This window comes from Nostoc sp. ChiQUE02, assembly GCF_034531305.2.
Taxonomy (GTDB): domain Bacteria; phylum Cyanobacteriota; class Cyanobacteriia; order Cyanobacteriales; family Nostocaceae; genus Nostoc.
Window position 1 is genome coordinate 61,668 of the sequence record NZ_JAVRBN020000030.1, and the last position, 22,524, is coordinate 84,191.

The 22,524-nt window shown below is 40.7% G+C and carries 19 protein-coding genes; 9 read left to right on the top strand and 10 right to left on the bottom strand.

The window, feature by feature from the left end; translation table 11 throughout:
- Window positions 1–122: 122 nt before the first annotated feature.
- Both RM347_RS25380 and RM347_RS25385 read right to left on the bottom strand, forming a co-directional pair.
- Window positions 123–464, bottom strand: a complete 342-nt coding sequence (locus RM347_RS25380; protein ID WP_012411463.1) for a 4Fe-4S binding protein — start codon at window positions 462–464, stop codon at window positions 123–125.
- 13 nt (window positions 465–477) lie between these two features.
- Window positions 478–2,154, bottom strand: a complete 1,677-nt coding sequence (locus tag RM347_RS25385) for an FAD-binding protein (RefSeq protein ID WP_322721047.1) — start codon at window positions 2,152–2,154, stop codon at window positions 478–480.
- A 632-nt stretch (window positions 2,155–2,786) separates the two neighbouring features.
- Here RM347_RS25385 and RM347_RS25390 point away from each other — a divergent pair.
- From RM347_RS25390 to RM347_RS25410, 5 genes are all read left to right on the top strand, one after another.
- Complete coding sequence (locus tag RM347_RS25390) at window positions 2,787–3,749, top strand: TauD/TfdA dioxygenase family protein (RefSeq protein WP_163937487.1); 963 nt, start codon at window positions 2,787–2,789, stop codon at window positions 3,747–3,749.
- 594 nt (window positions 3,750–4,343) lie between these two features.
- Entirely contained in the window at window positions 4,344–5,696 is a 1,353-nt protein-coding gene (gene mgtE, locus RM347_RS25395) for a magnesium transporter (RefSeq protein WP_322721046.1), read from the top strand.
- Window positions 5,697–5,926: 230 nt separating this feature from the next.
- The gene (locus RM347_RS25400; RefSeq protein ID WP_322721045.1) at window positions 5,927–7,009 is read left to right on the top strand and encodes an aspartate carbamoyltransferase catalytic subunit; all 1,083 of its coding nucleotides are present in this window, start codon (window positions 5,927–5,929) and stop codon (window positions 7,007–7,009) included.
- Between the two features lie 545 nt (window positions 7,010–7,554).
- Window positions 7,555–8,403 carry a hypothetical protein gene (locus RM347_RS25405; RefSeq protein ID WP_322721044.1) on the top strand — a complete coding sequence of 283 codons (849 nt, stop codon included), beginning with the start codon at window positions 7,555–7,557 and terminating at the stop codon, window positions 8,401–8,403.
- A gap of 68 nt (window positions 8,404–8,471) precedes the next feature.
- On the top strand, window positions 8,472–9,464 hold the full coding sequence (locus RM347_RS25410) for a pentapeptide repeat-containing protein (RefSeq protein ID WP_322721043.1): 993 nt from the start codon (window positions 8,472–8,474) through the stop codon (window positions 9,462–9,464).
- A gap of 61 nt (window positions 9,465–9,525) precedes the next feature.
- On the opposite strand, the gene RM347_RS25415 is transcribed toward RM347_RS25410, so the two are convergent.
- From RM347_RS25415 to RM347_RS25450, 8 genes are all read right to left on the bottom strand, one after another.
- A complete protein-coding gene (locus RM347_RS25415; protein WP_322721042.1) occupies window positions 9,526–10,866 on the bottom strand; it encodes a TldD/PmbA family protein in 1,341 nt (446 codons plus the stop codon).
- 258 nt (window positions 10,867–11,124) lie between these two features.
- Complete coding sequence (locus RM347_RS25420; protein ID WP_322721041.1) at window positions 11,125–12,597, bottom strand: TldD/PmbA family protein; 1,473 nt, start codon at window positions 12,595–12,597, stop codon at window positions 11,125–11,127.
- 428 nt (window positions 12,598–13,025) lie between these two features.
- Window positions 13,026–13,850, bottom strand: coding sequence for a glycosyltransferase family 2 protein (locus RM347_RS25425; protein ID WP_322721040.1), 825 nt, complete (start codon window positions 13,848–13,850; stop codon window positions 13,026–13,028).
- A 45-nt stretch (window positions 13,851–13,895) separates the two neighbouring features.
- Window positions 13,896–15,200, bottom strand: a complete 1,305-nt coding sequence (locus RM347_RS25430) for an NAD(P)/FAD-dependent oxidoreductase (RefSeq protein ID WP_322721039.1) — start codon at window positions 15,198–15,200, stop codon at window positions 13,896–13,898.
- 92 nt (window positions 15,201–15,292) lie between these two features.
- Window positions 15,293–15,649 (bottom strand): EamA family transporter, encoded by a 357-nt coding sequence (locus RM347_RS25435; RefSeq protein WP_322721038.1) that lies wholly within the window; start codon window positions 15,647–15,649, stop codon window positions 15,293–15,295.
- Between the two features lie 32 nt (window positions 15,650–15,681).
- The gene (locus RM347_RS25440; protein ID WP_334773448.1) at window positions 15,682–16,071 is read right to left on the bottom strand and encodes a small multidrug resistance protein; all 390 of its coding nucleotides are present in this window, start codon (window positions 16,069–16,071) and stop codon (window positions 15,682–15,684) included.
- A 204-nt stretch (window positions 16,072–16,275) separates the two neighbouring features.
- Window positions 16,276–16,701, bottom strand: a complete 426-nt coding sequence (locus RM347_RS25445) for a hypothetical protein (RefSeq protein WP_322721036.1) — start codon at window positions 16,699–16,701, stop codon at window positions 16,276–16,278.
- A 1,223-nt stretch (window positions 16,702–17,924) separates the two neighbouring features.
- The gene (locus RM347_RS25450) at window positions 17,925–18,143 is read right to left on the bottom strand and encodes a hypothetical protein (RefSeq protein WP_322721035.1); all 219 of its coding nucleotides are present in this window, start codon (window positions 18,141–18,143) and stop codon (window positions 17,925–17,927) included.
- Window positions 18,144–18,703: 560 nt separating this feature from the next.
- On the opposite strand from RM347_RS25450, the gene RM347_RS25455 reads away from it, so the two are divergent.
- The 4 genes from RM347_RS25455 (at window position 18,704) to RM347_RS25470 (ending at window position 22,241) form a co-directional block, all read left to right on the top strand.
- Complete coding sequence (locus tag RM347_RS25455; RefSeq protein WP_322721034.1) at window positions 18,704–20,863, top strand: Tex family protein; 2,160 nt, start codon at window positions 18,704–18,706, stop codon at window positions 20,861–20,863.
- Between the two features lie 13 nt (window positions 20,864–20,876).
- Entirely contained in the window at window positions 20,877–21,218 is a 342-nt protein-coding gene (locus RM347_RS25460) for a 2Fe-2S iron-sulfur cluster-binding protein (RefSeq protein ID WP_322721033.1), read from the top strand.
- Between the two features lie 289 nt (window positions 21,219–21,507).
- Entirely contained in the window at window positions 21,508–21,906 is a 399-nt protein-coding gene (locus tag RM347_RS25465) for a phage holin family protein (protein ID WP_322721032.1), read from the top strand.
- 143 nt (window positions 21,907–22,049) lie between these two features.
- Window positions 22,050–22,241 carry a YqaE/Pmp3 family membrane protein gene (locus tag RM347_RS25470; protein ID WP_322721031.1) on the top strand — a complete coding sequence of 64 codons (192 nt, stop codon included), beginning with the start codon at window positions 22,050–22,052 and terminating at the stop codon, window positions 22,239–22,241.
- The last annotated feature ends 283 nt before the right edge of the window (window positions 22,242–22,524 follow it).

Consider the following 22,524-nt stretch of genomic DNA (forward strand, 5'->3'; position numbering starts at 1 on the left):
ATTGCACCAACAACGGTAGTTGGTACAATCCAAGATAGAGCATATAAAAGAAGCAATTATTGGTGTGACTTGCAGGTTTTTGACTAATTGAGTGTGGTAGGAACCTCAATTAAACACCCAAATTAACTTTGATAGGGGCGCGGCAGTTGGCGCAGTTGATGAGCAGTATCCAATTCACTATTGTTTTTTCTGCCATACCCCCAACCCAAGATGCGACGATATTCACCCATGATGCCACTTTCAATTAAATCATCCTCATTGACTGCAACATTGGTATGAGATTGGGGCGCAACATAGAGTGCATCCGCAGGACAATAAGCCTCACACATAAAACAAGTTTGACAGTCTTCTTGTCGAGCGATCGCGGGTGGTTGGTTGGGTACGGACTCAAAGACATTGGTAGGACATACTTGGACGCATACATTGCAATTGATACAGAGTTTATGACTGACAAGCTCGATCATGATACTGCTCCTGCTACAACTTTGATACAGAGGGTGTCGTTTGAGTGGTTGGTACTGGCGGTGTAGCAATGGCGTTCTGCTCGTCGTAGGCGATGGCATCCGTTAGCCAATCACGCCTCACCCATAGACGATCTAAGCCGCCGGTTGCCTGATAATAACGCTGATTTGGATCGGTTTCGGGATAGTCCATACGAATATGTTCGCTGCGGGTTTCCGTGCGATGTAAAGCACTAAAATATGCCCATCGCGCTACAGCCGTGAGAGCAGCCGCTCGCCGAGAAAATTCCACATCGCGCACTGTATCTTGTTTCGGATTCGTGTTTACCTGCTGCCACAACGTTTCTAATTTGGCCAGGGAATCCAAAAGTCCCTGCTCACAGCGCAAGTAATTCTTCTCTAAGGGGAACATCTGCGCTTGTACACCGCGCACGATCGCCTCGCTATCGAATGTTTCGGAAGCAGGAGACTGCGATGGGCTACGCAATCCGGCTTGACCAGCAGGATGCACCACCCGTTCATGAGGATGAGCGCCAAGACTCTTCGCAAATTCAGCCGCACCAACTCCAGCCCATTGTCCTGTGGAGATTGCCCAGGCAGCATTGGGACCACCACCCCCAGAAGCTAAACCTGCTAAAAACTCCCGCGATGCAGCATCACCGGCGGCGTAGAGGCCAGGAACTTTTGTACCGCAACTATCATTCACAATCCGAATTCCACCAGTACCACGGACTGTACCTTCTAAAATCAGTGTTACAGGCACTCGTTCTGTATAGGGGTCAATGCCAGCTTTTTTATAAGGTAAAAAAGATATGAAATGAGACTTTTCAATCACCGCCTTAACTTCAGGTGTAGCTCGATCCAAACGGGCATAAACGGAGCCTTTCAGGAGGGCATTGGGAAGAAACGATGGATCGCGACGACCATTGACATAGCCACCAAGATCGTTGCCTGCTTCATCGCTGTAACTAGCCCAGCCAAAGGGAACACCTCTTGTCACCGTGGCATTAAAAGCGGTCGAGATCGCATAGTGATTAGAAGCTTCCATACTGGAGAGTTCACCGCCAGCTTCTACTGCCATCAGCATTCCATCACCTGTATTTGTATTGCACCCTAATGCTTTACTCAAGAATGCACAACCACCATTAGCCAGGACTACTGCACCAGCGCGAACAGTATAGGTACGATGATTTTGTCTCTGCACACCTCTTGCTCCAGCCACTGAGCCGTCATCAGCCAATAAAAGCTCTAGGGCAGGACTTTGGTCAAGAATCTGAACCCCAACACGCAATAGGTTCTTACGAAGTACCCGCATATATTCAGGGCCATAATAACTCTGGCGCACAGATTCCCCATTTTCTTTGGGAAAACGATAGCCCCACTTTTCAACTAGAGGCAAACTGAGCCAAGTTTTTTCAATGACACGCTCGATCCAACGTAAGTTAGCTAGGTTTTTTCCTACGCGATAACGCTCCCATAAAACTTTGTCCCAATTCTCTGGAGAAGGAGCCATGATGCCATTGCCACTGGCAGCAGCTGCACCGCTCGTACCCAGAAAACCTTTATCAACAATGATAACTTTGACACCTTGTGATGCGGCTGCCCATGCTCCCCATGCTGCGGCAGGACCACCACCAATTACCAGCACGTCAGCAGTTAATTGCAGTTCATTTTCGCTATAGGCTGTTAGCAATTCCTTGTCCTCCTTTTTGGCAGTCAACTTGATACTTTGACTTGGAAAAGTTCTGTTAGCGCGACTTTGAGCAGCGTGCTGATTTCTTAGCTCAGTCCCTAAGAGTTCTTTAATTCTGAATTCCGCTTTGCTCTACCAGTCCCTTTTTCATCCGTCCTGGTGTACGCAGTTCATGATAAATACTTATGCAGTGGATAGGGTTTGCATAATCTATACAGAGAATGTGTAAGGCAAATTACAGTTCACATGATACACTAATTATTAGCTTTTCAAACATTAAGTGTTACGAAATAATATCCTGTCCGGTTGGAACTGTGTAAAAGTTTCCATCCTCGTGAGGGCTAATAACACATTGCCTCATACCAATATCACCATGACCAGACTTACAGCGCTATGTAGATAAGCTGGCGGCACACACGCATCTTTTACAGATCGGACGCTATGAACTTCCCGTTATTCCAGCAGTCTAAAAATATATTTACATTATACTACGGTAATTCGATCGGTTTAGTGTATGATTCTAAAAACTACGACCGCTTCCTTTGGAATATTGCTTGTAGCTGATAGCAATATTCCAAAAGAAAAGGACGAGTGCGGACACCACCTTATAGATCAAACTTTGGAGAGTCTACATGGGCTACAAGCATATTGAAGTCAAACAAGTAGCTGGTTTCATTGGTGCTGAAATCAGCGGCGTGGATCTTTCGCGTCCTCTGAATGATGATGAAGTCAAAGAAATTCGTAAAGCACTATTGAAGTGGAAAGTTGTGTTCTTTCGTGGTCAGAACATCGATCATGCCGCCCAAGTTGAGTTCACATCTCGTTTTGGCGAAGTAACTTTCGCGCATCCACTTGGAGAACCTGAACCAGTTGCGGGATTTCCCCAGATCAAACCCGTAGACCGTAGGCTCTATGAAAAGCAATATGGTTTCCGCAGTGGAGGTCCCTGGCACACAGACGTGACGGCGGCTATTAACCCACCAGCAGCGTCAATTTTGCGTGCAGTTAATGTTCCTAGCTTCGGTGGTGACACCCAGTGGAGTAATCTAGTTGCAGCTTATGAGGGTCTCTCAGCACCTTTACGGGCGCTAGCAGATACATTGAAAGCTGAACATCGCTTCAATGGAGGTAAGCATCAGCCCCGCAACAGCAAGTTCACCGAGCGTATTGCTGTCAATCCACTAGTCTCAATCCACCCGGTTGTTAGGGTTCATCCTGAGACTGGTGAGCGTGCATTGTTCGTTAACCCTGGCTTTACCTCGCACATTGTTGACGTGTCACCACAAGAGAGCAACCTGCTGCTGGAATTGTTCTTCAACCAAATCACCAAGCCTGCTTACACCACCCGTTTCCGTTGGAACAATGGTGATATCGCCTTCTGGGACAACCGCGCTACAGTGCATTTGGCTCCTCAAGATTTAGATCATTTGGATGTCGAGCGTCTCCTCTATCGCACCACCATTACTGGCGATGTTCCAGTTGGGGTTGATGGTTTCCGCTCAGAAGTGGTTCAAGGTGAAGCGTTCAGCGCAGAAGTGCCAACTGTCTTCAAGCAAAAAGCCCAAAATCTGGAAGCACAACCAGTGCTTTCGTAAACTACAAAGTGCTAAACCGGGCTGCGTGCATCTGTCTGACGCAGCCCATCATTCAGGGGAAGAAAGTGAAGTCCCTAAATGGATTTTTTTGTATATCCACAAGCATTTAATAGAATCTTTTCTTTGATTCACCGTGCATTAATTACTGTATATCAGCCCTTATATAGAAATCCTATTTTATCCAAACAGAATTCTTCAATTTTGTCCAAGTAACTATGCATGAAGTTGCTTGATACAAAATACTACTTATTAATGTTGTAAATATTTTGACTCTGTGAATTTTGCGAGTAAATTCATTGATTGGCTTGACATAGCTTCTAGCAGTAGTAAAATCTACTTTAAGTACACAAAAATTACCTAAATTTTAGGGCAATAAAACTAGTCATAAATATGACAGATACTGAATGCTAATATTCAGTGCCTACCTGAGAGTGCGATTCCGGGTTAGGATGATGACTAGCAATGCCTTAATTTAGATATCGATATTGAATTGTTGAAATTTTATGGACCATAGTCCACCAGATGGCAGTATCAACCTCCTCTGAGCTGGCGAGGAAGTCTCCCAGCGCGGGGGAGACTTAGGAGATATATCTCATGCTCACACAAGATATTCGTGATTTGCTGACTGATACTACCGATTTAAACCAGTTGAAATGGGATTTAAATCGCTTGCAACCTGTGGATGTGGGAGATTACATTACACAATTGCCTGAGAAACAACGCGCGATCGCATTCCGTTTACTCAACAAAGCTCAGGCAATCGATGTATTTGAATATCTGCCCACAGAGGTGCAGGAAGAACTAATTAATTCTCTGCATGATGTCCAAGTAGTGCAACTTGTAGAAGCAATGAGTCCCGACGAACGGGCAGAATTGTTTGATGAACTACCTGCTGGGGTAATCAAACGGCTATTGCAAGAACTGAGTCCAGAACAAAGGCAAGCAACAGCAACGATTCTCGGCTATCCAGAAGGCACAGCTGGGCGGGTGATGACAACCGAATATGTCCGGTTGCGGCAAGGATTGACTGTAGGTGAAGCCCTAAGTAAAATCCGCCGTCAGGATGAAGACAAGGAGTCGATTTACTACGCCTACGTCACAGATGATAACCGGACGCTGGTAAGAGTAGTTTCACTGCGCCAATTGCTGTTTACCTTTCCCGATGTTTTCATCAAGGATATTGCAAGCGATCGCGTCATTAAAGTGAGAACTGAAACCCCTCAAGAAGAAGTGGCGCGAATCATGCAGCGCTATGACTTAATCGCTATCCCCGTAGTTGACCGAGAAGACCGATTGGTTGGCATCGTCACCATTGATGATGTCATGGATATTTTGCAAGAGGAAGCTACAGAAGATATTCAAAAACTGGCGGGTGTGAGTGGTGATGAAGCAGCTTTATCCTCTCCCCTACTCACCATCCGCAACCGCTTGCCTTGGCTATTGGGCATCATGGCAATGTATATTGGTGCAGCCAGTGCGATCGCGCCTTTTCAATCTGTAATCTCCGCAGTACCAGTTTTAGCAGTCATCATGCCAATTTTTTCTAACACTGGTGGTACTGTTGGTATTCAAGCATTAACGGTGACAATTCGAGGTTTGGGAGTGGGCGAGGTTACACCTAAAGATACCTTGAAAATTCTCCGCAAGGAACTTCTAGCTGGTTTAGGTACAGCCCTAGCTTTAGCCACAACGATGATCCTGCTTTCCTTAATTTGGGCACGACCCCAAGAACGATGGGTAGCTTTAATTGCCGGAATGGTAATGGCAACTAATACAATTGTGGCTGTTACACTCGGCACTTTACTGCCAATGGGTTTGAAACGACTGAAGCTTGACCCGGCACTAGTTAGTGGGCCGTTGGTGACTACAATGCTGGATACAATTGGGTTTTTAACGTTCCTTACCCTGATTTCTTGTGCTTTAAATGTTTTTCATTTACCAAGTTAATGGACGTATATGCAGTCTTGATTGGCGTGAAGTAGGGGCGTACAGATGGCTTTGCACCCCTCGCTAATACCTCATTAAAATGGGAAGCGTTATATAAATCCTTGATGCTAGAGAGAACAGGTAGCTAATTTGATAGAAGACAGGTGATATCATTTCCTCTGCATCTGTAAATTAAAAAGCTGTAGAGACGCGACCGTTTGTATCTCTATGCAGAAAACTGACTGCTATTTATGCCTACTAACACCTGGAATCGTCATCACATTCTTTCCCTAGCTGACTTCACTACCACTGAATACGATACTGTTTTGCAAACTGCGGCCTCTTTTCAAGAGGTGCTATCACGGCGGACGAAGAAAGTGCCAACTTTGCAGGGACAGGTGGTGGCGAATTTATTTTTTGAATCGTCTACCCGCACCCGCAGCAGTTTTGAACTCGCTGCCAAACGCTTAAGTGCAGATACACTAAACTTCGCCGCAGCCACTTCCTCCATGACTAAGGGAGAAACAATTCTCGACACAGCGAAGACCTATTTGGCCATGGGAACTGATATTATGGTAGTCCGCCATCGAGAGGCTGGAGTACCAAATGCGATCGCAGCTGAAATGGATCGTCTAGGTGTAAAAGTTAGTGTCCTCAATGCTGGTGATGGTCAACATGAGCATCCTTCCCAAGCACTGCTAGATTTATTTACCATTTGTACTTTAATTGACCCAGATCATCCCCGATTGGAACTTTTAAAGGGAAAAAAAATTGCCATTGTTGGGGATATTCTCCATTCTCGTGTGGCGCGATCGAATATCTGGAGTTTAATTGCCAGTGGTGCCGAAGTGCATCTCGCAGCACCACCCACCCTGTTACCCAAGTTATTTGCCGAGTATATCTTGGAGGAGGTAGGGGGCAGGCTTGCCGTGAGCGTAGCCGAACGGGGGCAGGGTGCAGAAGGAGACAATTTAATTCTCCCATCTCCCTCATCCCACTCGCCAAATCAACAACTATTTCTCCACTGGCAACTAGAACCAGCTTTGCAGAATGCTGATTTTGTCATGACTTTGCGTCTGCAAAAGGAACGTATGACTGCTCATTTACTACCAAGTTTGCGAGAATATCATCAGCTATTTGGCATTACACGTACAAAACTGCAACTTTGTAAACTTAACGTCAAAGTTTTGCATCCAGGCCCAGTCAACCGTGGTGTTGAAATTAGTTCTGAATTGATGGATGATCCGGAATTTAGTCTCATTCAATCGCAAGTTACCAGCGGTGTCGCCGTTCGTATGGCGCTGTTGTATTTGATAGGAAGCGGTAAGGTTTAAGGAATTTAACAAGTCAGCTTCCAAATTGAGTACATCGGCTTAGAGTATGAATCTTCCCGCTCTAATCCGATCCACTAGCTTATCATAATTTATTTTATACAAGTGTAATTAAGTTTACTTTTTTACTCAGCACTAAGCACTGTTTCTCTGAGAGGCAATGACCATCAGGATTTGGCTGTTGTGCCAACCCCAATCAGCAACGCCAACTGTGGGTAAAGTGGTTCGATATGACTACACAAGCTAGATAAAAAGGGTATAACATAAGACCAGTCCTTTCAATAGTGAGTAGAAATTCTCGAAAGTGAATTTCTCTCTAAACTTCTTTTCTATGTCTTCTCTGCCTTAGAAAGCTTGATGTCAGCGGCGGGCTGTGCCAACGAAAGTTTCCTGCCCTCACACTTTCTACTGTGCCTCTACGGTTAAATAACTTATAAACCACTTTACACACAGAGAATGCTCTAAAAAAGAGATTTTACGAGTCACCTTGAAAGGGCTGGTTATTATATCATTTTTTACTATTTGATACCTGTGCCGGAGATTTGCCGATGAAAACTATATCTAGCCTCGATACAGTAACTAAACATTTAGAACAGCATGAAAACTCAAAACGGATTAAAAAATTAATATACTCGGCTTGTAAAAATATTTGGGAGAATGATGAGGAGACGCTAAATAGGTTTAAATTAAAAGAATTAATTCAAGAATTATGTAGGTTAAATCCAAGTATAAACGACTTAAATTATAGTTTATCTAAAGTTGTAAAAACCCTTAATAAACAATCTGAATATGCCCTAATTGCCAGTGTTATTTTTCATGAAATACAGAAGCTATATATAACGCCTGATGAATCAACAGGAATATTATTAAATCAGCCTCGTAAAGAGGAACAAATATATAATTATGGAAAAATATCATCAAATTCTATAGATCAATCTTCAAGTAGTCAAATTAAATATCAATATAATCAGTTTGATTTACGGCAAAATATTATGAAGTATACTAACCCACTTAGGGCTAAAATAGTTCTATTTTCTGCACTGTACAAAAAATTTACTTTCAATGAAGAAGACTGGTTGAAACTAAAGGCTGAAAAACTTGATGATTTATTGCTGAGATTATTTGATACTTGTCCAACTATTAGAGAACTTGAATCTAAACTAAATAGTGCTGTTATATCTCTAGGCAAACCGGATGAAAATATTCAAGCAGCTAGTGCAATCATCCAATCTATGCGAGGTTTATATGGCAATATATCATCCAGCGCCAACCGATATCAACCATTTAACAGTGATTCATCCCCAGAAACGAAAACACTAGTTAATCCTCATTATAAAATTCAACTCAAGGATGACAATAACACCTGTCAATTTATAGTACCCCCTATCAAAGAATAATGGCAATTTTTGGCTATTGTTGATCCTGGAAAATTTTGGACAGATTGTGGTAATTGATAGGGAAAAATATGGATGCCAATGAACTTCTTAAGCGATATGAAAATGGAGAAACAAAATTTGTTGAGGCAAACTTAAATGGGGTGAATTTGTTTGGTGCAGACTTGATTGGTATCGCTTTGAATAAAGCAGATTTGCGTAATGCCATCCTAATTTTTAGCTATCTAAATCGCGGAATCCTGAATAAGGCAAATCTAGTTTGTACACAGCTAAGTGGCGCGAACCTAAATCAGGCAAGTTTAATCAGTGCCAACTTGCATGATGCTAATTTACATGGTGCAACTTTGCAGGGTGCTGATTTGCGTAATGCCGATTTAACTTTGGCTAATATGCTGGATACTAACTTGATGAATGCCGATTTGCGTGGTGCAAATTTGAGTGGTGCAAATTTAACTGGTGCGTGCCTGCGTGGTGCTAACTTGCGAGAAGAAAAGAGAATGTACTCTGCTAGTCTCCGGGGTGCAAACCTCCATAAGGCTGACTTGCGAGGCGCTGATTTAACTGGTGTAGACTTATCTAAAGTTGATTTGAGTGGTGCTAACTTGAGTGAGGCAACGCTACGTTATGCCGATTTGAGCTATGCAAACTTGAGTGAAGCGATTTTGTATAATGCATCTCTGGCAGATACTAACATCAGCGGTGCTAATTTGAAAGGTGCCAACCTGATGAACGCTAGACTGGAAAGGTCAAATCTCATCGATGCCGAACTTACAGGTGTTAACTTGTATGGTGCAATTATGGCAGATGCTAAACTGACTAGATGTCAGATGAGTGGAGTAAATCTGAGTTTTGCAAGGCTAAATAGAGTTGATTTAAGTCGGGCTAACCTGCGTCAGGCTAACCTCACTGAAGCAGACTTGGTTGATGCCTATCTTGCCAGGACAGACTTGACTGGTGCTAATTTAAGTAAGGCAAATCTGATCAGAGCAGAAATGAGTAGTACAAATCTGACAGGTGCAGATTTGCGTGGTGCGGTCATGCCTGATGGAACAATTAACGACTAAAAAGATAGCATGGGCAATACTCTCTATTTTATCATCGGAGGTATTGCCCAAATACTAACTTTTACTCACCGGTAATCGACAGTTCATTAACCCAGATTTTCGGACAAACTCCTCCTGGCGTTAACTCTGGTTCTTTTTCTACATAAATAATTGACTTCAGGACTTCCAAGAAATCGCCAGCAACCGTTGCTGATTCAATACTCGTCCTGACACCCTTATTAACTAGCCAACCATCAAACGGCAAAGAAAAGGAACCTTGTAAGGCTTTGACTCCTGCATGGAGAGCTTGTAAATCATCAATAAAAATCACATTTTCAGCCGTTTCTAAGCTAAAATCCTGCTCAGAAGTTGCTGTTGAAAAAACGTGATAAAAATTGGGGCTGACGCTGACTTTGGCACCAATACTAGCATTCCCCGTTGGCTGGGCATTTAATCTTTTAGCAGTGCCTGCACTGTGGAGAAAGCTTGTTAAAACACCATTTTCAATCAGTGAAATCTGACGAGTAGGAGTTCCTTCGCCATCAAAAGTTTCCGCACCAACGTTAGCTGGGTGCAGTGCATCATCAAAAACTGAAAGCAGAGGAGAAGCAATTTGCTTACCTAAATCATCAGGAGTAGATAAGCTTTGATTGTCCAAAATACTTTGGGCATTGAATAAGTTAGAAAAAGCACCCAACAGACTTAAGAAAGCTTCCGCTGAGAAAACAACTCGATATTTACCAGTTTTGATTTTTTCATAATTCAAGTGGCTGATAGTTTTATCGGCGGTTTCTTTGATACAACCATTAATATCTAGATTATCTAAACTTTGGTTGATTCTAAAAGCGCCTGCACTGCGCGGTTTTTTTCCATCTTCCTCAGTTTTACTGTAAAGATAAACTGATGCCAAAGAGTGAGATTCAGTTCTCACTGCGCCGTCGCTATTAAGATAAAACCTGTCAATATCTCTTTGTGACAAACCGTTATAAGGTACACCTTTAATTGCTGGATGAGCGGCCAGTAATTCTTTTTCTGCTACTAACAATCTTTCTATGAGTTCAGCAACAGGTGCTTGGGGTGTCTTATCCTGAGGTTTATTTGGGATAGGAGTAGTAGCTTCTGGACTAAAATCAGGAACATTCTCTTTAACACCAAAAAAACTGGCTTCGTATGCAGTTTTCAAAGCTAATTCCAGTCCCTTGGGATGTACATCTGTAGTGCTGGTAACACCCATTGTATTATCTTCATTCCAGACACGAACAGTAACACCAGAGCGATTTGAAGCTTTGACTTGTTTTGGCTCACCTTGGTCAACTTGCACGCTGGTATCATCTACTGTTGAGCCATAAATGTCGAATTTCTTAATACCAAGCTTATCAGCATTGTCCTTGGCAGAATTCGCAATATCATTGATATTCGGCATAGTCAATTTTAGATTTTTGAATTTTAGATTTTGGATTGGTAGCAATTTTATTTTGAATATTAGATTTTGGATTTTGGATGTTAAGCTTTTCCACATAAAATCTGTTTTTTTTATTTCTTGTAGGGTGAGACGCCCACCCTACAAGAAATATACAATTGAATATGATGCAAACTAAATGTGGTTTAGCTTATGACTTATATTTGACACAATATCCTAATCATTCACAATCCAAAAACCAAAATCTCAAATCCAAAATTATTATCGTCCACCGACTGTAATAGAATCAACCTTGATGTGGGGTTGTCCTACTGTGGTGTAAATACTGCCACTGACGGAGCCACAAAAACCTGGTGCAATTTCCAAATCTTGGGAACACATGGAAATTTTATTCATAATTTCCTTGGCTTCACCGATTAGAATTGCTCCCTTTAGAGGTTTGGTGATTTTGCCATTTTCAATTAAATAAGCTTCATCAACACTAAAGTTAAATTGACCTGTAGCACCAACGCTACCACCACCCATCTTTTTACAGTAAATACCTTTATCAACAGAGGCAAATAATTCATCAATGGTGTATTCGCCAGAATCAATATAAGTATTACGCATCCGGCTAGCAGCAGCATAGGTATAATTTTGGCGGCGTCCACTTCCAGTTCTGGGGTGTCCGGTGCGTGCAGAACCTGTTCTATCTGCTAAGAAGTTTTTGAGAACGCCTTTTTCAATTAAAAGGGTTCTTTGAGCAGGCATACCTTCGTCATCCATGTCAATTGTCCCAAAGGCATTTTCAGAGCGCCCTTCATCCCAAGCTGTCAAACTTTCGTGGGCAATTTTTTCGCCTTTTTTGTCAGCAAAGGGAGAGGTATTGCGTTCAATTTGAGTGGTTTCTAGCAAGTGTCCGCAAGCTTCGTGGAAGATTACGCCGCCAAAGTGATTGGCCATAATGATGGGGTAAGTGCCCGATTCCACATAATCTGCGTAGAGCATTTTTCCAGCAGATTCTGCTATTTTCTCAGCGGCTTGTTGAGAATCCCAAGTTCTCAAGAAGTTGGCATCGCTAGTATTACCCGCGCGATCGCCAATTGAGCTACGATTAGCACCATCAGCACACAATAGGTTAAATCCTACTGATTGGGTGAGACGAATATCACGGGCAAAAGTACCATCACTGGAAGCAACTAAGACTTCTTGCCAATCCCGAAAATAGGTAGCACGGCGCGATTGAACGTGGCTAGCTTTTTGCTTCAGATGGGCAGTACCATCAAGGAGGACTTCTCCCATTTCTCGGATGGAGCTACACACTGGTAGCCATGCATCTTTACCTCTTTTGGTGGCGTAATCTCTCAATAATTCCAGGTTGATTTCTGGGATGAAAGCTTTAGCAGTGGGCAGTTGCAATCCTAAGATAGAAAGAGCTTTTTCTAAGGCTGCTTTTAAACCGGAAAAAGAAAGGTCATTGGTGCTAACGTAGCAGTCAGCTTTGCCGCGAAATACTCTAACTCCCGCGCCTGTAGACAGACTGGGTGAAATACTGGTGATGGCGTCATCTTCTGCAAGACAACTAATATAGTTGCGACGCTCTAAAAATAATTCGATGAAGTCAGCGCCAGCGGCGCGTCCTAGTCCCAGGAGGGTAGCCAAGGGGGCTTCCCAGGTTTCATCGAAACGCTCTGGTGTGGAGGAATATTGAAGAGTGGGCAGTTGATTCGAGAGAAGTAGCGTACTTGTAAGCATGGGTAGCCTCGTCTGCTGGCGGAATTCAGAGATTTGACTGAAAAATCCTGGTGTGTTCAGTCTAACAAATGAGTGAAAGCCAGAGTCGGCAGTTAGGCAGTGTGGATTTCCCTCCTCTTGGGCAACGTCTTGGCAAATTCACCCACAGACTAGAAGTTTGGGACTATATAAACAAAGCCCGCAAAAGCGGGCTAAGATTTTGAAAGTTCGCATCCTTGAGGGTGTTGGTGTAGAGTGAGATGCACCTATCCTATATATATGTATTTAACTGGCACTCTTATCAACGAAGGGAGTCATAAGCTAGAAGTGGAACGTGAGAAACTCCACCTATGGCCAGAATTCAGAAGCTTTTTGACGGCTGACTCATATTAAATATGCAATCTTGTTTGGCGATTAGCTTAATTTAATCCAGATTATCCTTCTCATATTTATTTACGGTTTCCTATTTTCAGTGGAACTCTTGTTGTTTCTTGCTCATTGAAAGTCTGACGTAAATTGGAAGTTTGTCCTGTCGATGATAGATTCTTAAACAGGAGCTTTAGAGTTCGAGTTATAGTTTTAAGAATTTTCATTTTGCTGGCAGTTGGCTTTTGATCGTATCTCAAAACCATTGGAATTTCGGCGATTTTAGGTTTGAGCACTTTGGCTTTCAGCAGTAAATCTATCATACAAGCAAATCCACTTTCAGTGAATAAACTGTCCCCATAATACATATCCAGTTTACTGACGAAAGTACGGTTATAAAGCCTATAGCCACAAGTATAGTCTCTTACACCGGGTACACGGGCGGCAATTCTAAACAGCCAGCTGGCTCCGTAACTCATTATCTCTCTAAATTTTGATAAGCCTATGACTTTAGAGCCTTTTCGATATCTAGATGCGATCGCAATATCATAGCTCCCAGCTATCATCGTGTCATACATCTTGATTAATAGTTCTGGTGGTTGAGTATTGTCACAATCCATCGCAGCTAAAAAATCGCCTTCTTGAGAAATTTCTAAGAAAGTCATGAAACCTGTTTTAATTGCTTGACCTAAACCAGCATTTTGGGGATGTTGGACTAATTTTAGTAATATCCCCAATGATTCGGATTCTTCTAAAGCAGTCTGAGCAGTTGCATCACTACTACCATCATCAACAAGAATCAGTTCTATCTCCATCTTAGAGATTTGCTGCAATGTCTGAAACCTTTTGAATAAGGGGCGAATTGATTCTTGCTCGTTGTATGCGGGTAAAAGAACAAAAAGACTCATAAAGACCTCGTATGATTTTTAAAATAAAATATCATTACTCAAATTTCAAGAATTGAGTAATGTTGAGTTTTTAAGAAATTCATCAACTTGTCGCACAACTGCGTTGTTGTTGACGCTATCATTGACCAATTGTGAGGTATTGACGACGAAAAAATCATCGTTTTCTGTACTCACTTTCGGAACAAGACTTGAATAATTTAAAACTTGTAGTGGCTGTACTTTAATCGCTCGATTAATGTGTGCTGCCACAATATCATCTGCTTTGAGTTCGGGGAACATCAAACGTATACCTTGGAAAAATACTTGGCGCAATTCATCATCTGGCTGTTTTAATAACGGGTCAGTGGAAAGTATATATTTTGGTAGGAATGTCATGTGATATCCTGCTGTCTCTTGCAAAGAAACTAAGTTGCTCATACCGATGACTCCGGTAAAGGGAATATTTCTATCGGCAATATTTACTACATAATAAGGAACTAAAGCCTTACGAGTAATAAGTACCATGCAGATTACACCCAGGTATTCTACTGTTTCACTAGTGTCTGAAACTTTCACCAGTTCATTAGCAGTAACCTGTTGCAAAATATTAACTGGGCCAGTAAAAATGACTTTATCAAAATGCTCTTTTTCACCCTGATATTCTACCCACATTCCACCCCCTGGATGAGGTGCGATATATTCTACTGCCACACCTGTGTGGATATGACCTCCAGCCGCGTAAATTAATTTTTCTATATGGTCAAAAACAGTTTTGTAACCACCTGAGACATAACCAAGTTGTTCTTTATTTAATGAAGAATCCCGCGCTGAAAATAGTCGCTTGATATAAGCCCAGATAAAAACTGCCGATATTCGCTTATAGTTCTCTCCCAATTTGGATAGAAGCAAGGGTTTCCAGAGCTTTTCGTATGTATTTTTCCCACCAAGTTTCAATAGCCAATCTTCAACTAAAATCTTCTCTAAGCGCCGCCAGTTATTCAGCCGTGACCCATACAGGAGAGTAATAGCTAATCTGATTTTACCTATAAGTCCAAACAGAGGAAAGCGCAGAAATTCTATAGTGTTACTGATAGAATAAAATTTTTGATTGTCGTAGAAGCCTGTTAAACTTCGATGCCAACGCAGTTTATCTCCAAGACCAATATCTCTGAGAAAATTTATTAAGTGAGTATCAGAAGGGAGGATAACATGATAAAAGCGATCCCATGTAAATAACCCGTAATCATGATAGGTGGTAAGTCCACCAAGCTGCTTGTTGCTATCAAATACAGTAACTTTATGTCCTTGATGTGAAAGACGTTGAGCTAATACTAACCCTGTTATACCTCCGCCAACGATGCCTATATTCATAAAAGTTAAATTTTCTAGATTTTGTTAGGATTATATTCAAAAAATATTAATTAATATTAATAACCTGACCTGATTAATTCTCTGTTGAGCTATTAATTTACAACAAGAATTACGCCAGCTATAATCACAGAAATTCCGAGCCACTGACTAAACACAACCTCCTCTTTTAAAAGATAGTGAGAAGCAATTGGTACAAGTGCATACATTAATCCTAGAACTGGAAACGCTTGACTCAGAGGAATTGTCCGCAATACATAAAGCCACAATATAGTCATAAATGCATAGCAGATAAACCAAATTAAAAAATAACGAGATAATAATAGATTTTTGATAGATACGCTTTCTCCCTTAGTAGGGCTAGAAATGTAAAGTCCATACTTGAGTGAGAGTTGAGCTGTTGTTCCAAACAAAACGACAAGCATTAAATTTAGCCAAGTAAAGATACTCATTTTTCAATTTCTCAGCGTAAGTAACTATAGAATTATCTAAATTTTAACTTTTTTAGGGGATTAACTACTAAAAGAACGCCAATAAAAATAGTAAAAACTCCCGCTATTCGAGTTAGTGTAATCACTTCATGAAAAAAGTAGTATGAGCCAAAAAGTATGCCAACATAGTTTAAGCTAGTGAGTGGATAAGCAATACTCAATTTGACAGAGCGCAGAGCCAAAATCCAATTGACTATTCCTAAGCAATAAACAGTAATAGCTAATGTTAATTGTTGAATAAATGCCCAGGTAAACACTCCCTCACTTGTATGGCCCATGGTATCCTTCATCAGCAATTGTCCAGAAATACTAAATAAAATACTGATGAATAGGATGATATATGGAATTATTTTAAAGTTGGAAATTTGTGACATAGATTTCATAGTACATTTGCCTCAATCGATATAGTAGGTATGAACCGGATAGTAAACAGTCCGTTATTTTGAACGTTTCGGATTTTGGTTATACCTTCTTTGCAATTCGACCTCCACTTCAGTAAATAGACAATAAAATTAGGAAAGCTATGTTGAAGGGACTGATATCAAAATGACCGTTGAAGCTCATGTCCTTGAGTTAGTAACTAAATACTATGCAATTTCCAGGATAGTTATTTTCTCAGGGCAGCGTTCGATATTATCGGAGTAGAGCACGCTAAATTGGTCTACTTGGTTATGCTCCCAGGCAAACCAGTTTTCTTGCTTGGTAATTGGCACAATCAGTTTAGTGTTTATCCAACTGTGAATTAGAGATATCTTCTGTGTCACCCAGTTTTGCTTCAACACTGCTTTTAGCGCGATTGCAATATCTAGGTTATAAAGTATACTAATGTAGTGAAGGTTAAGGGCTTTGCCACAAATCCTCTTTGGATTAAGTTTAGCAGTATGATTCGGCGTAGCCTGTCGTAGACATCGCTGATACTGAACTTGGATTCGATCCAGATGAGCAACAAATGGAACTAAACCAATAAAAATGGATTGCCAGAATTTATGATTAATCCATTCATTAACTTTCATCAGTTGTATCCTGCTCTAGAACTCTTAAGCCATCAACTCATACATCAGAATCTAGCTGGATTGATAAATTTTCTCTATTTGTTCCAGTAAATTTATTAATTTACTGCTATCTTATAGAACTTCTCCAGGCTCACAGACATATTTTTAACCTCAGTTGAGAACTAAGCCGATTAATAAAAATTTATACTCAAATCGAGTGTGTATATATGCTCTTTTTGGACATGGAAACACAATGAGTAACAGAAGTCTGCTTGGCTGCGTAAATCATATATTAGATAAATGACTGTAGCTACAGTAATGCTCTTTACAGCTTCCTAGGATTTTTACTGCATGTTCAAAAAGAGTTTTTGACGACACTAACACTTAATGCAAACTATTATTAGTTAATCAACTCGGAGTTGACGTTGATTGCATCCGATTTGAGATGTTATTACACTATTTACTATTAGGTTTGCTTTATTACTCTTCGTAATTTTAACTAGGTTTTTTCTCCTATTTTATTGTTACATATAATCACCTACTAGAATACCACGAGAAAAGCATGTTGCAAATTTATCGTTATACTTCATCAAAAATTCATTTACCAAAAATATACTTAAACCAAAACTTCATAAAATTGAAGCTTTCCTCTATATGATTTTTTATTTTGAGTATTTGCCCATGTTATGAAGCACTTCCTGGGTACTAAACTTGCAGAACTAGCAATTTAACATTAAAAATTCATTTACCGGAAACATACCTAAACAAAAACTTCATAAAATTGAAGCTTTCCTCTATATGAATTTTTATTTTGAAGATTTGTACATTTATGAAGCAATTTTTAGGTACTAAACTTGCAAAACTAAGGTCTTAGTATCAGACTCGATAAGTGCAAAGTGAAGAGTTTCCAAAAGCAGACTTGAACCTTGAAGAACAGTGCCAGTGTTGAAGTTTTGTAGTACAAATTAGGAAAATTCTATTTAAAAAACTAGTCTAAAGCAGTCAAGACCATACTCATATAGAAGAATTTCCCATAAAAAAATTACCAAGTTCCCTTTATGAGGATATTACAGTGTTAGCTGCCTTATATTTTCTAGCAGTTTACACTTCTTTTCAAGTAATTAAACTAGACCATTCCCTACTCTCCATCTAAGTCGTAGTCTAAATACCTGAAAACTGCTGCAATATTGAGAAAAAATTAGTTTGTAGTGGTTGGAATTATTCGGTTTATCTAGGTTGTTTTCCTATTGTTTGGACTCATTTTCCTGTAAAAGTCTGTTGGTAATGACCAAGACAATGATTAACAATCCAAACTGGATCTGCCAGGGTGCTAATACTAAGCTTAAAATCAAGCTAATAGCTGCGAATACACCTGCAAGATATGCAATTTCATCAGTACTCTTTTTAAATAAGTAGCCAGTGGCTAAAGCAGTACACAGTGGTATCAAGAAAAACAAAGCCATTTTACTAACTTCTGAACTAAAAGTTGTTGTGCTTATAAAACAAATTGAAATTGTTTTTTAGAATTGTGGTTTATTTTACATCCAATCAGGTTTTAGCCACAACAGTCGAGAGAAATAAATATTATAGAAAATTAAAATTACGCAACGTTGTATATTACACCAATAGGAATAATTATTGCGATAGATGGAGTATCCAAAAGCCTGGCAAATAACTCCTTCTTCTGTGGTCGATGATACGCCTAGCTTGCTTTAAGAGGAGATTACAAGATGCTACGTGTAGCTTGCTTGGTGTGTAGGAGTGCAGAATCGCTTCCAGTGACGCTCGTTTTGCCCCTCTCCGAACTCAGCATAGCACAGCGATGGTATACAAACTCTTGTTCACCTACGTGGATTGAAAGGGTTTAAAACTTGCGTAGCTGGGTTTTGTCTATATTCGCCAATTGCACTCTTGTGAGCAATCATCAGGTAAATTAGCTTAAAATTTTGGCATTGCGCCAAGATCAGGATCTAGCATATTACCTTTAGAAGTAGCATTTTCATTTTTTCATTTTAGACACCTAATGCTGAACATTCCTCAACTACTGGCAACTGAAATAAACCTCAAACCCCATCAGGTGCAAAATGCGCTGGAACTTTTGGCGGAGGGTGCAACAATTCCCTTTATTGCACGTTACCGTAAAGAGCGCACCGATGAGATGAATGAAGTGCAACTACGTGAACTGGCTGATCGATATACTTATTTAACAGAATTGGAAGAACGAAAATCTGTAATTTTAAGTGCGATCGCTGACCAAGGTAAACTTACAGATGAACTCAAAGCCAAAATCTCATCCTGCTTACAAAAAACTGAACTTGAGGATTTATACTTACCCTATCGACCAAAGCGACGCACCCGCGCCACCATCGCCAGAGAAAAAGGACTCAAACCACTGGCGGAGTTCATCAAGTCGCTAAATGTAAAAAATGCTGCAACGGCTTCCCTGGAGGAAGAAGCGGCTAAGTATATTTCTGAAGCTAAGGGAGTAAAAACAGCAGAAGAAGCGCTTAAAGGTGCTGCTGACATTTTGGCGGAAGAAGTAGCAGAGAAAGCTGAGTTACGCGCATATATCCGCGATTATCTTCTAGAAGAAGGGGTGTTCGTCTCCCGCATCAAAGATGATTATCCTGAAGGTACAACCAAATTTGAGATGTACCGTAACTATCAAATTAGGGTAAAAAATATTGCACCCCACAATATGTTGGCGTTGTGTCGGGGTGAAACTGAAAAAATATTAAGCTTTGAAATTGCTTTCGATGAGGACACGGTACTTTATTATCTAGAGTCAAAAGAAATTAAAACCAAAGTCCGGACAATTCGAGATTTTTATCAATCGATGCTGAAGGATGCATTCAACCGTTTGATGAAAATCTCTCTAATGGGAGAGGTAATTTCGGAGAAAAAAATCTATGCAGACATAGAATCAATCAAGACATTTGAAACTAATCTGCGGGAGTTGCTGCTGTCTGCGCCAGCAGGGATGAAACCAACGCTGGCGATAGACCCTGGATTTAGAACTGGGTGTAAAGTTGCAGTCCTCGACCAAACTGGAAAATTTTTAGAATACCAAGCGGTATTTCCTCACCAAGCGGCTGAACAACGCGCTAAAGCTGCACAAACTGTCAAAAATCTGATTGAAAAGTACAAAATTGAGTTAATCGCCATCGGTAACGGTACAGCCTCCCGCGAGACAGAGGAATTTGTCACACAAGTATTGCAAACAATAGAACGCAAACCCGTTAAGGTAATGGTGAATGAGTCTGGTGCATCTATATATTCTGCGAGTACTGTAGCGCTGAAAGAGTTTCCCGATTTAGATGTTACCGTGCGCGGCGCAATTAGCATCGGTCGCCGTTTGCAAGATCCCTTAGCGGAACTGGTGAAAATCGATCCCAAATCCATTGGTGTGGGACAATATCAGCACGATGTCGATCAGAAGTTGTTGAAAAAGAAATTGGATGACACTGTAGAAAGCTGCGTTAACTACGTCGGCGTGGACTTGAACACCGCCTCCAAAGAACTTCTAACTTCCGTCTCTGGGATTACGGCAACAGTTGCCAATAACATTGTCGCCTATCGCAACCAAAATGGAGCCTTTAAAAATCGCCGACAACTTTTGAAAGTTCCAAAGTTGGGGCCGAAGGCCTTTGAACAAGCGGCGGGTTTTCTGAGGATTCGCGGTGGTGATAACCCATTAGATAATACAGCAGTGCATCCAGAGAGTTATTCTGTAGTAGAAGCGATCGCATCCGATCTAAATGTGCCATTAAATCAGGTGACACAAATTGCCGAAAAACTTAAAAAGACCAACCTGAAGAAATACGTTACCGATAGCGTCGGCGAACCCACACTGCGCGACATCCTCAGCGAACTAGAAAAACCAGGTAGAGATCCTCGTGCTGAGTTTAAGTATGCCACCTTCAGAGAAGGAATTAAAGAAATCAGGGACTTAAAGGTGGGAATGGAACTAGAGGGAATTGTGACAAACGTCGCCAACTTCGGCGCTTTCGTCGATATCGGCGTCCATCAAGATGGCTTGGTGCATATATCCCAACTTGCTGATAGATTTGTAGACGATCCCAACAAAATTGTCAAAGTCGGACAAGTAGTCAAAGTGCAAGTGTTAGAAATCGACGAGAAACTCAAGCGGATTAGTTTGTCCATGAAAGCAGTTAAACAATAATTAGAAACAGCAGATGGCAGTTTATCAAGTTCGATTCATCAATCCTACACTTGGGTTAGATCGCACCATTCAAGTACCAGACGATCAATATATTCTAGATATGGCGGAAGATGCTGGTATCCGTCTACCATCTGGGTGTAAACAAGGCGAATGTTCTGCTTGTGTCGCCAAACTCGTTAGCGGTGAAGTCAATCAAAGTGAGCAAAAATTTCTGCGTGCAAGTGAAATACAAGCTGGTTATGTTGTGACTTGTGTAACTTACCCTTTGTCTGATTGCACTTTAGAAACCCATCAAGAACAAGTCTTATATAAATCAGCCCTTTATTATAAGCCTGAGTCTGGAAAATCTGAGTGATTTTTGCCCTGTGACATTAAATTAATCTTAAATTTGTAGGGTGCATGAAATTTATTTTACGCACCCTTAAAAACATGGCATCACAGCAATTACAAGTTTTGTAATTTCTCAAACAGAGTAGGGGCGCATAGCACAACATATTGCATTCATATGAGAACAGTTATAGTTTTCTAAATGATCGGCCTAACGATAGAAGCAAATTCTATCTTGCTAGAGAGGTTAAAACCTAGCACATAGTTGAATATGAGATAAGAAGTTACAAAAAATCTTTAGTGATTAGGCAAGAAAAATGTTAACACCATTATTAACCGCCCTAGCTACAGCTTTGAGCCTGTTAATTGTTGATTTAGTTGTTCCAGGCGTTAATATTGCTAATTTTCCCGCAGCATTGATTGCTGCTTTAATAATTGGTCTAATTAACGGTTCAGTTAAACCTGTTCTGTCTGCTCTTTCTCTGCCACTTAACTTTCTATCATTTGGAGCATTTTCGCTCATCGTCAACGGTTTGTGTTTCTGGTTAGCATCAGTGCTAGTTCCCGGGTTCTCAGTTCGCGGAATTATTGGTTTCCTTCTTGGGCCAGTCATTCTATCTTTTGCTAATACCTTTATTAACAACTACTTTGTTGAAAGAAACCTTTTAACCAGCAGTGGTAATATTAAAAACCAAGATCAATTACCCTCTAGATAAGTATCAGTACGAGTAGAAACATTAGTTATTTTTTGTTTCTACTCCATATAAAATCTCCGAATTAAGATAAATCATGAGGTAGATTTCCTAATTCGGTATTTTCAAGAAAATGTAGTTGAACAAAATCACAAAATTGTAACATCATGAAATTAGTTCGTTATCTTCTAGGTTTGTTAGTGCCTCCTTTAGGCGTTTTCTTGACAGTTGGCGTTGGCCCAACTTTGTTTATTAACATTTTGCTCACAGTTCTAGGTTGGCTTCCCGGTAGTATTCATGCAATTTGGGTAATTGCCAAGCATGATGAGCAACTTAATCGCGAAGGACGTATTTACTAATACGCAAGATTAGTTTTAGTAAATATTAAGTAAAATGGTGCGTTAGGCTTTAGTCTAACGCACCATTTTACTTTGTATCTATTCCACATTGAACTTGCATATTTATGGCGGAAAAGATGCCTAACTTACAAGATTTTGATTTAATTTAGATGTTCTTCAACTTATCAAGCGGTGCGTTAGCCTTTGGCATAACACACCCTACTGGACTGGCACAGCTAAAATGATGCATTAGATGTAGGTTGGGTTGAGCAACGCGAAACCCAACATTAATAGGAGTGTTGGG

Bases quoted from the DNA above. Each gene is read 5' to 3' on its own strand.
- RM347_RS25450 (WP_322721035.1), bottom strand. From the start codon at position 18,143: ATGGCTTTGTTTTTCTTGATACCACTGTGTACTGCTTTAGCCACTGGC.
- RM347_RS25420 (WP_322721041.1), bottom strand. From the start codon at position 12,597: ATGCTTACAAGTACGCTACTTCTCTCGAATCAACTGCCCACTCTTCAA.
- RM347_RS25440 (WP_334773448.1), bottom strand. From the start codon at position 16,071: ATGAAATCTATGTCACAAATTTCCAACTTTAAAATAATTCCATATATC.
- RM347_RS25405 (WP_322721044.1), top strand. From the start codon at position 7,555: ATGAAAACTATATCTAGCCTCGATACAGTAACTAAACATTTAGAACAG.
- RM347_RS25465 (WP_322721032.1), top strand. From the start codon at position 21,508: ATGTTAACACCATTATTAACCGCCCTAGCTACAGCTTTGAGCCTGTTA.
- RM347_RS25415 (WP_322721042.1), bottom strand. From the start codon at position 10,866: ATGCCGAATATCAATGATATTGCGAATTCTGCCAAGGACAATGCTGAT.
- RM347_RS25445 (WP_322721036.1), bottom strand. From the start codon at position 16,701: ATGAAAGTTAATGAATGGATTAATCATAAATTCTGGCAATCCATTTTT.
- RM347_RS25460 (WP_322721033.1), top strand. From the start codon at position 20,877: ATGGCAGTTTATCAAGTTCGATTCATCAATCCTACACTTGGGTTAGAT.
- RM347_RS25470 (WP_322721031.1), top strand. From the start codon at position 22,050: ATGAAATTAGTTCGTTATCTTCTAGGTTTGTTAGTGCCTCCTTTAGGC.
- RM347_RS25435 (WP_322721038.1), bottom strand. From the start codon at position 15,649: ATGAGTATCTTTACTTGGCTAAATTTAATGCTTGTCGTTTTGTTTGGA.
- RM347_RS25400 (WP_322721045.1), top strand. From the start codon at position 5,927: ATGCCTACTAACACCTGGAATCGTCATCACATTCTTTCCCTAGCTGAC.
- mgtE (WP_322721046.1), top strand. From the start codon at position 4,344: ATGCTCACACAAGATATTCGTGATTTGCTGACTGATACTACCGATTTA.
- RM347_RS25380 (WP_012411463.1), bottom strand. From the start codon at position 464: ATGATCGAGCTTGTCAGTCATAAACTCTGTATCAATTGCAATGTATGC.
- RM347_RS25410 (WP_322721043.1), top strand. From the start codon at position 8,472: ATGGATGCCAATGAACTTCTTAAGCGATATGAAAATGGAGAAACAAAA.
- RM347_RS25390 (WP_163937487.1), top strand. From the start codon at position 2,787: ATGGGCTACAAGCATATTGAAGTCAAACAAGTAGCTGGTTTCATTGGT.
- RM347_RS25430 (WP_322721039.1), bottom strand. From the start codon at position 15,200: ATGAATATAGGCATCGTTGGCGGAGGTATAACAGGGTTAGTATTAGCT.
- RM347_RS25455 (WP_322721034.1), top strand. From the start codon at position 18,704: ATGCTGAACATTCCTCAACTACTGGCAACTGAAATAAACCTCAAACCC.
- RM347_RS25425 (WP_322721040.1), bottom strand. From the start codon at position 13,850: ATGAGTCTTTTTGTTCTTTTACCCGCATACAACGAGCAAGAATCAATT.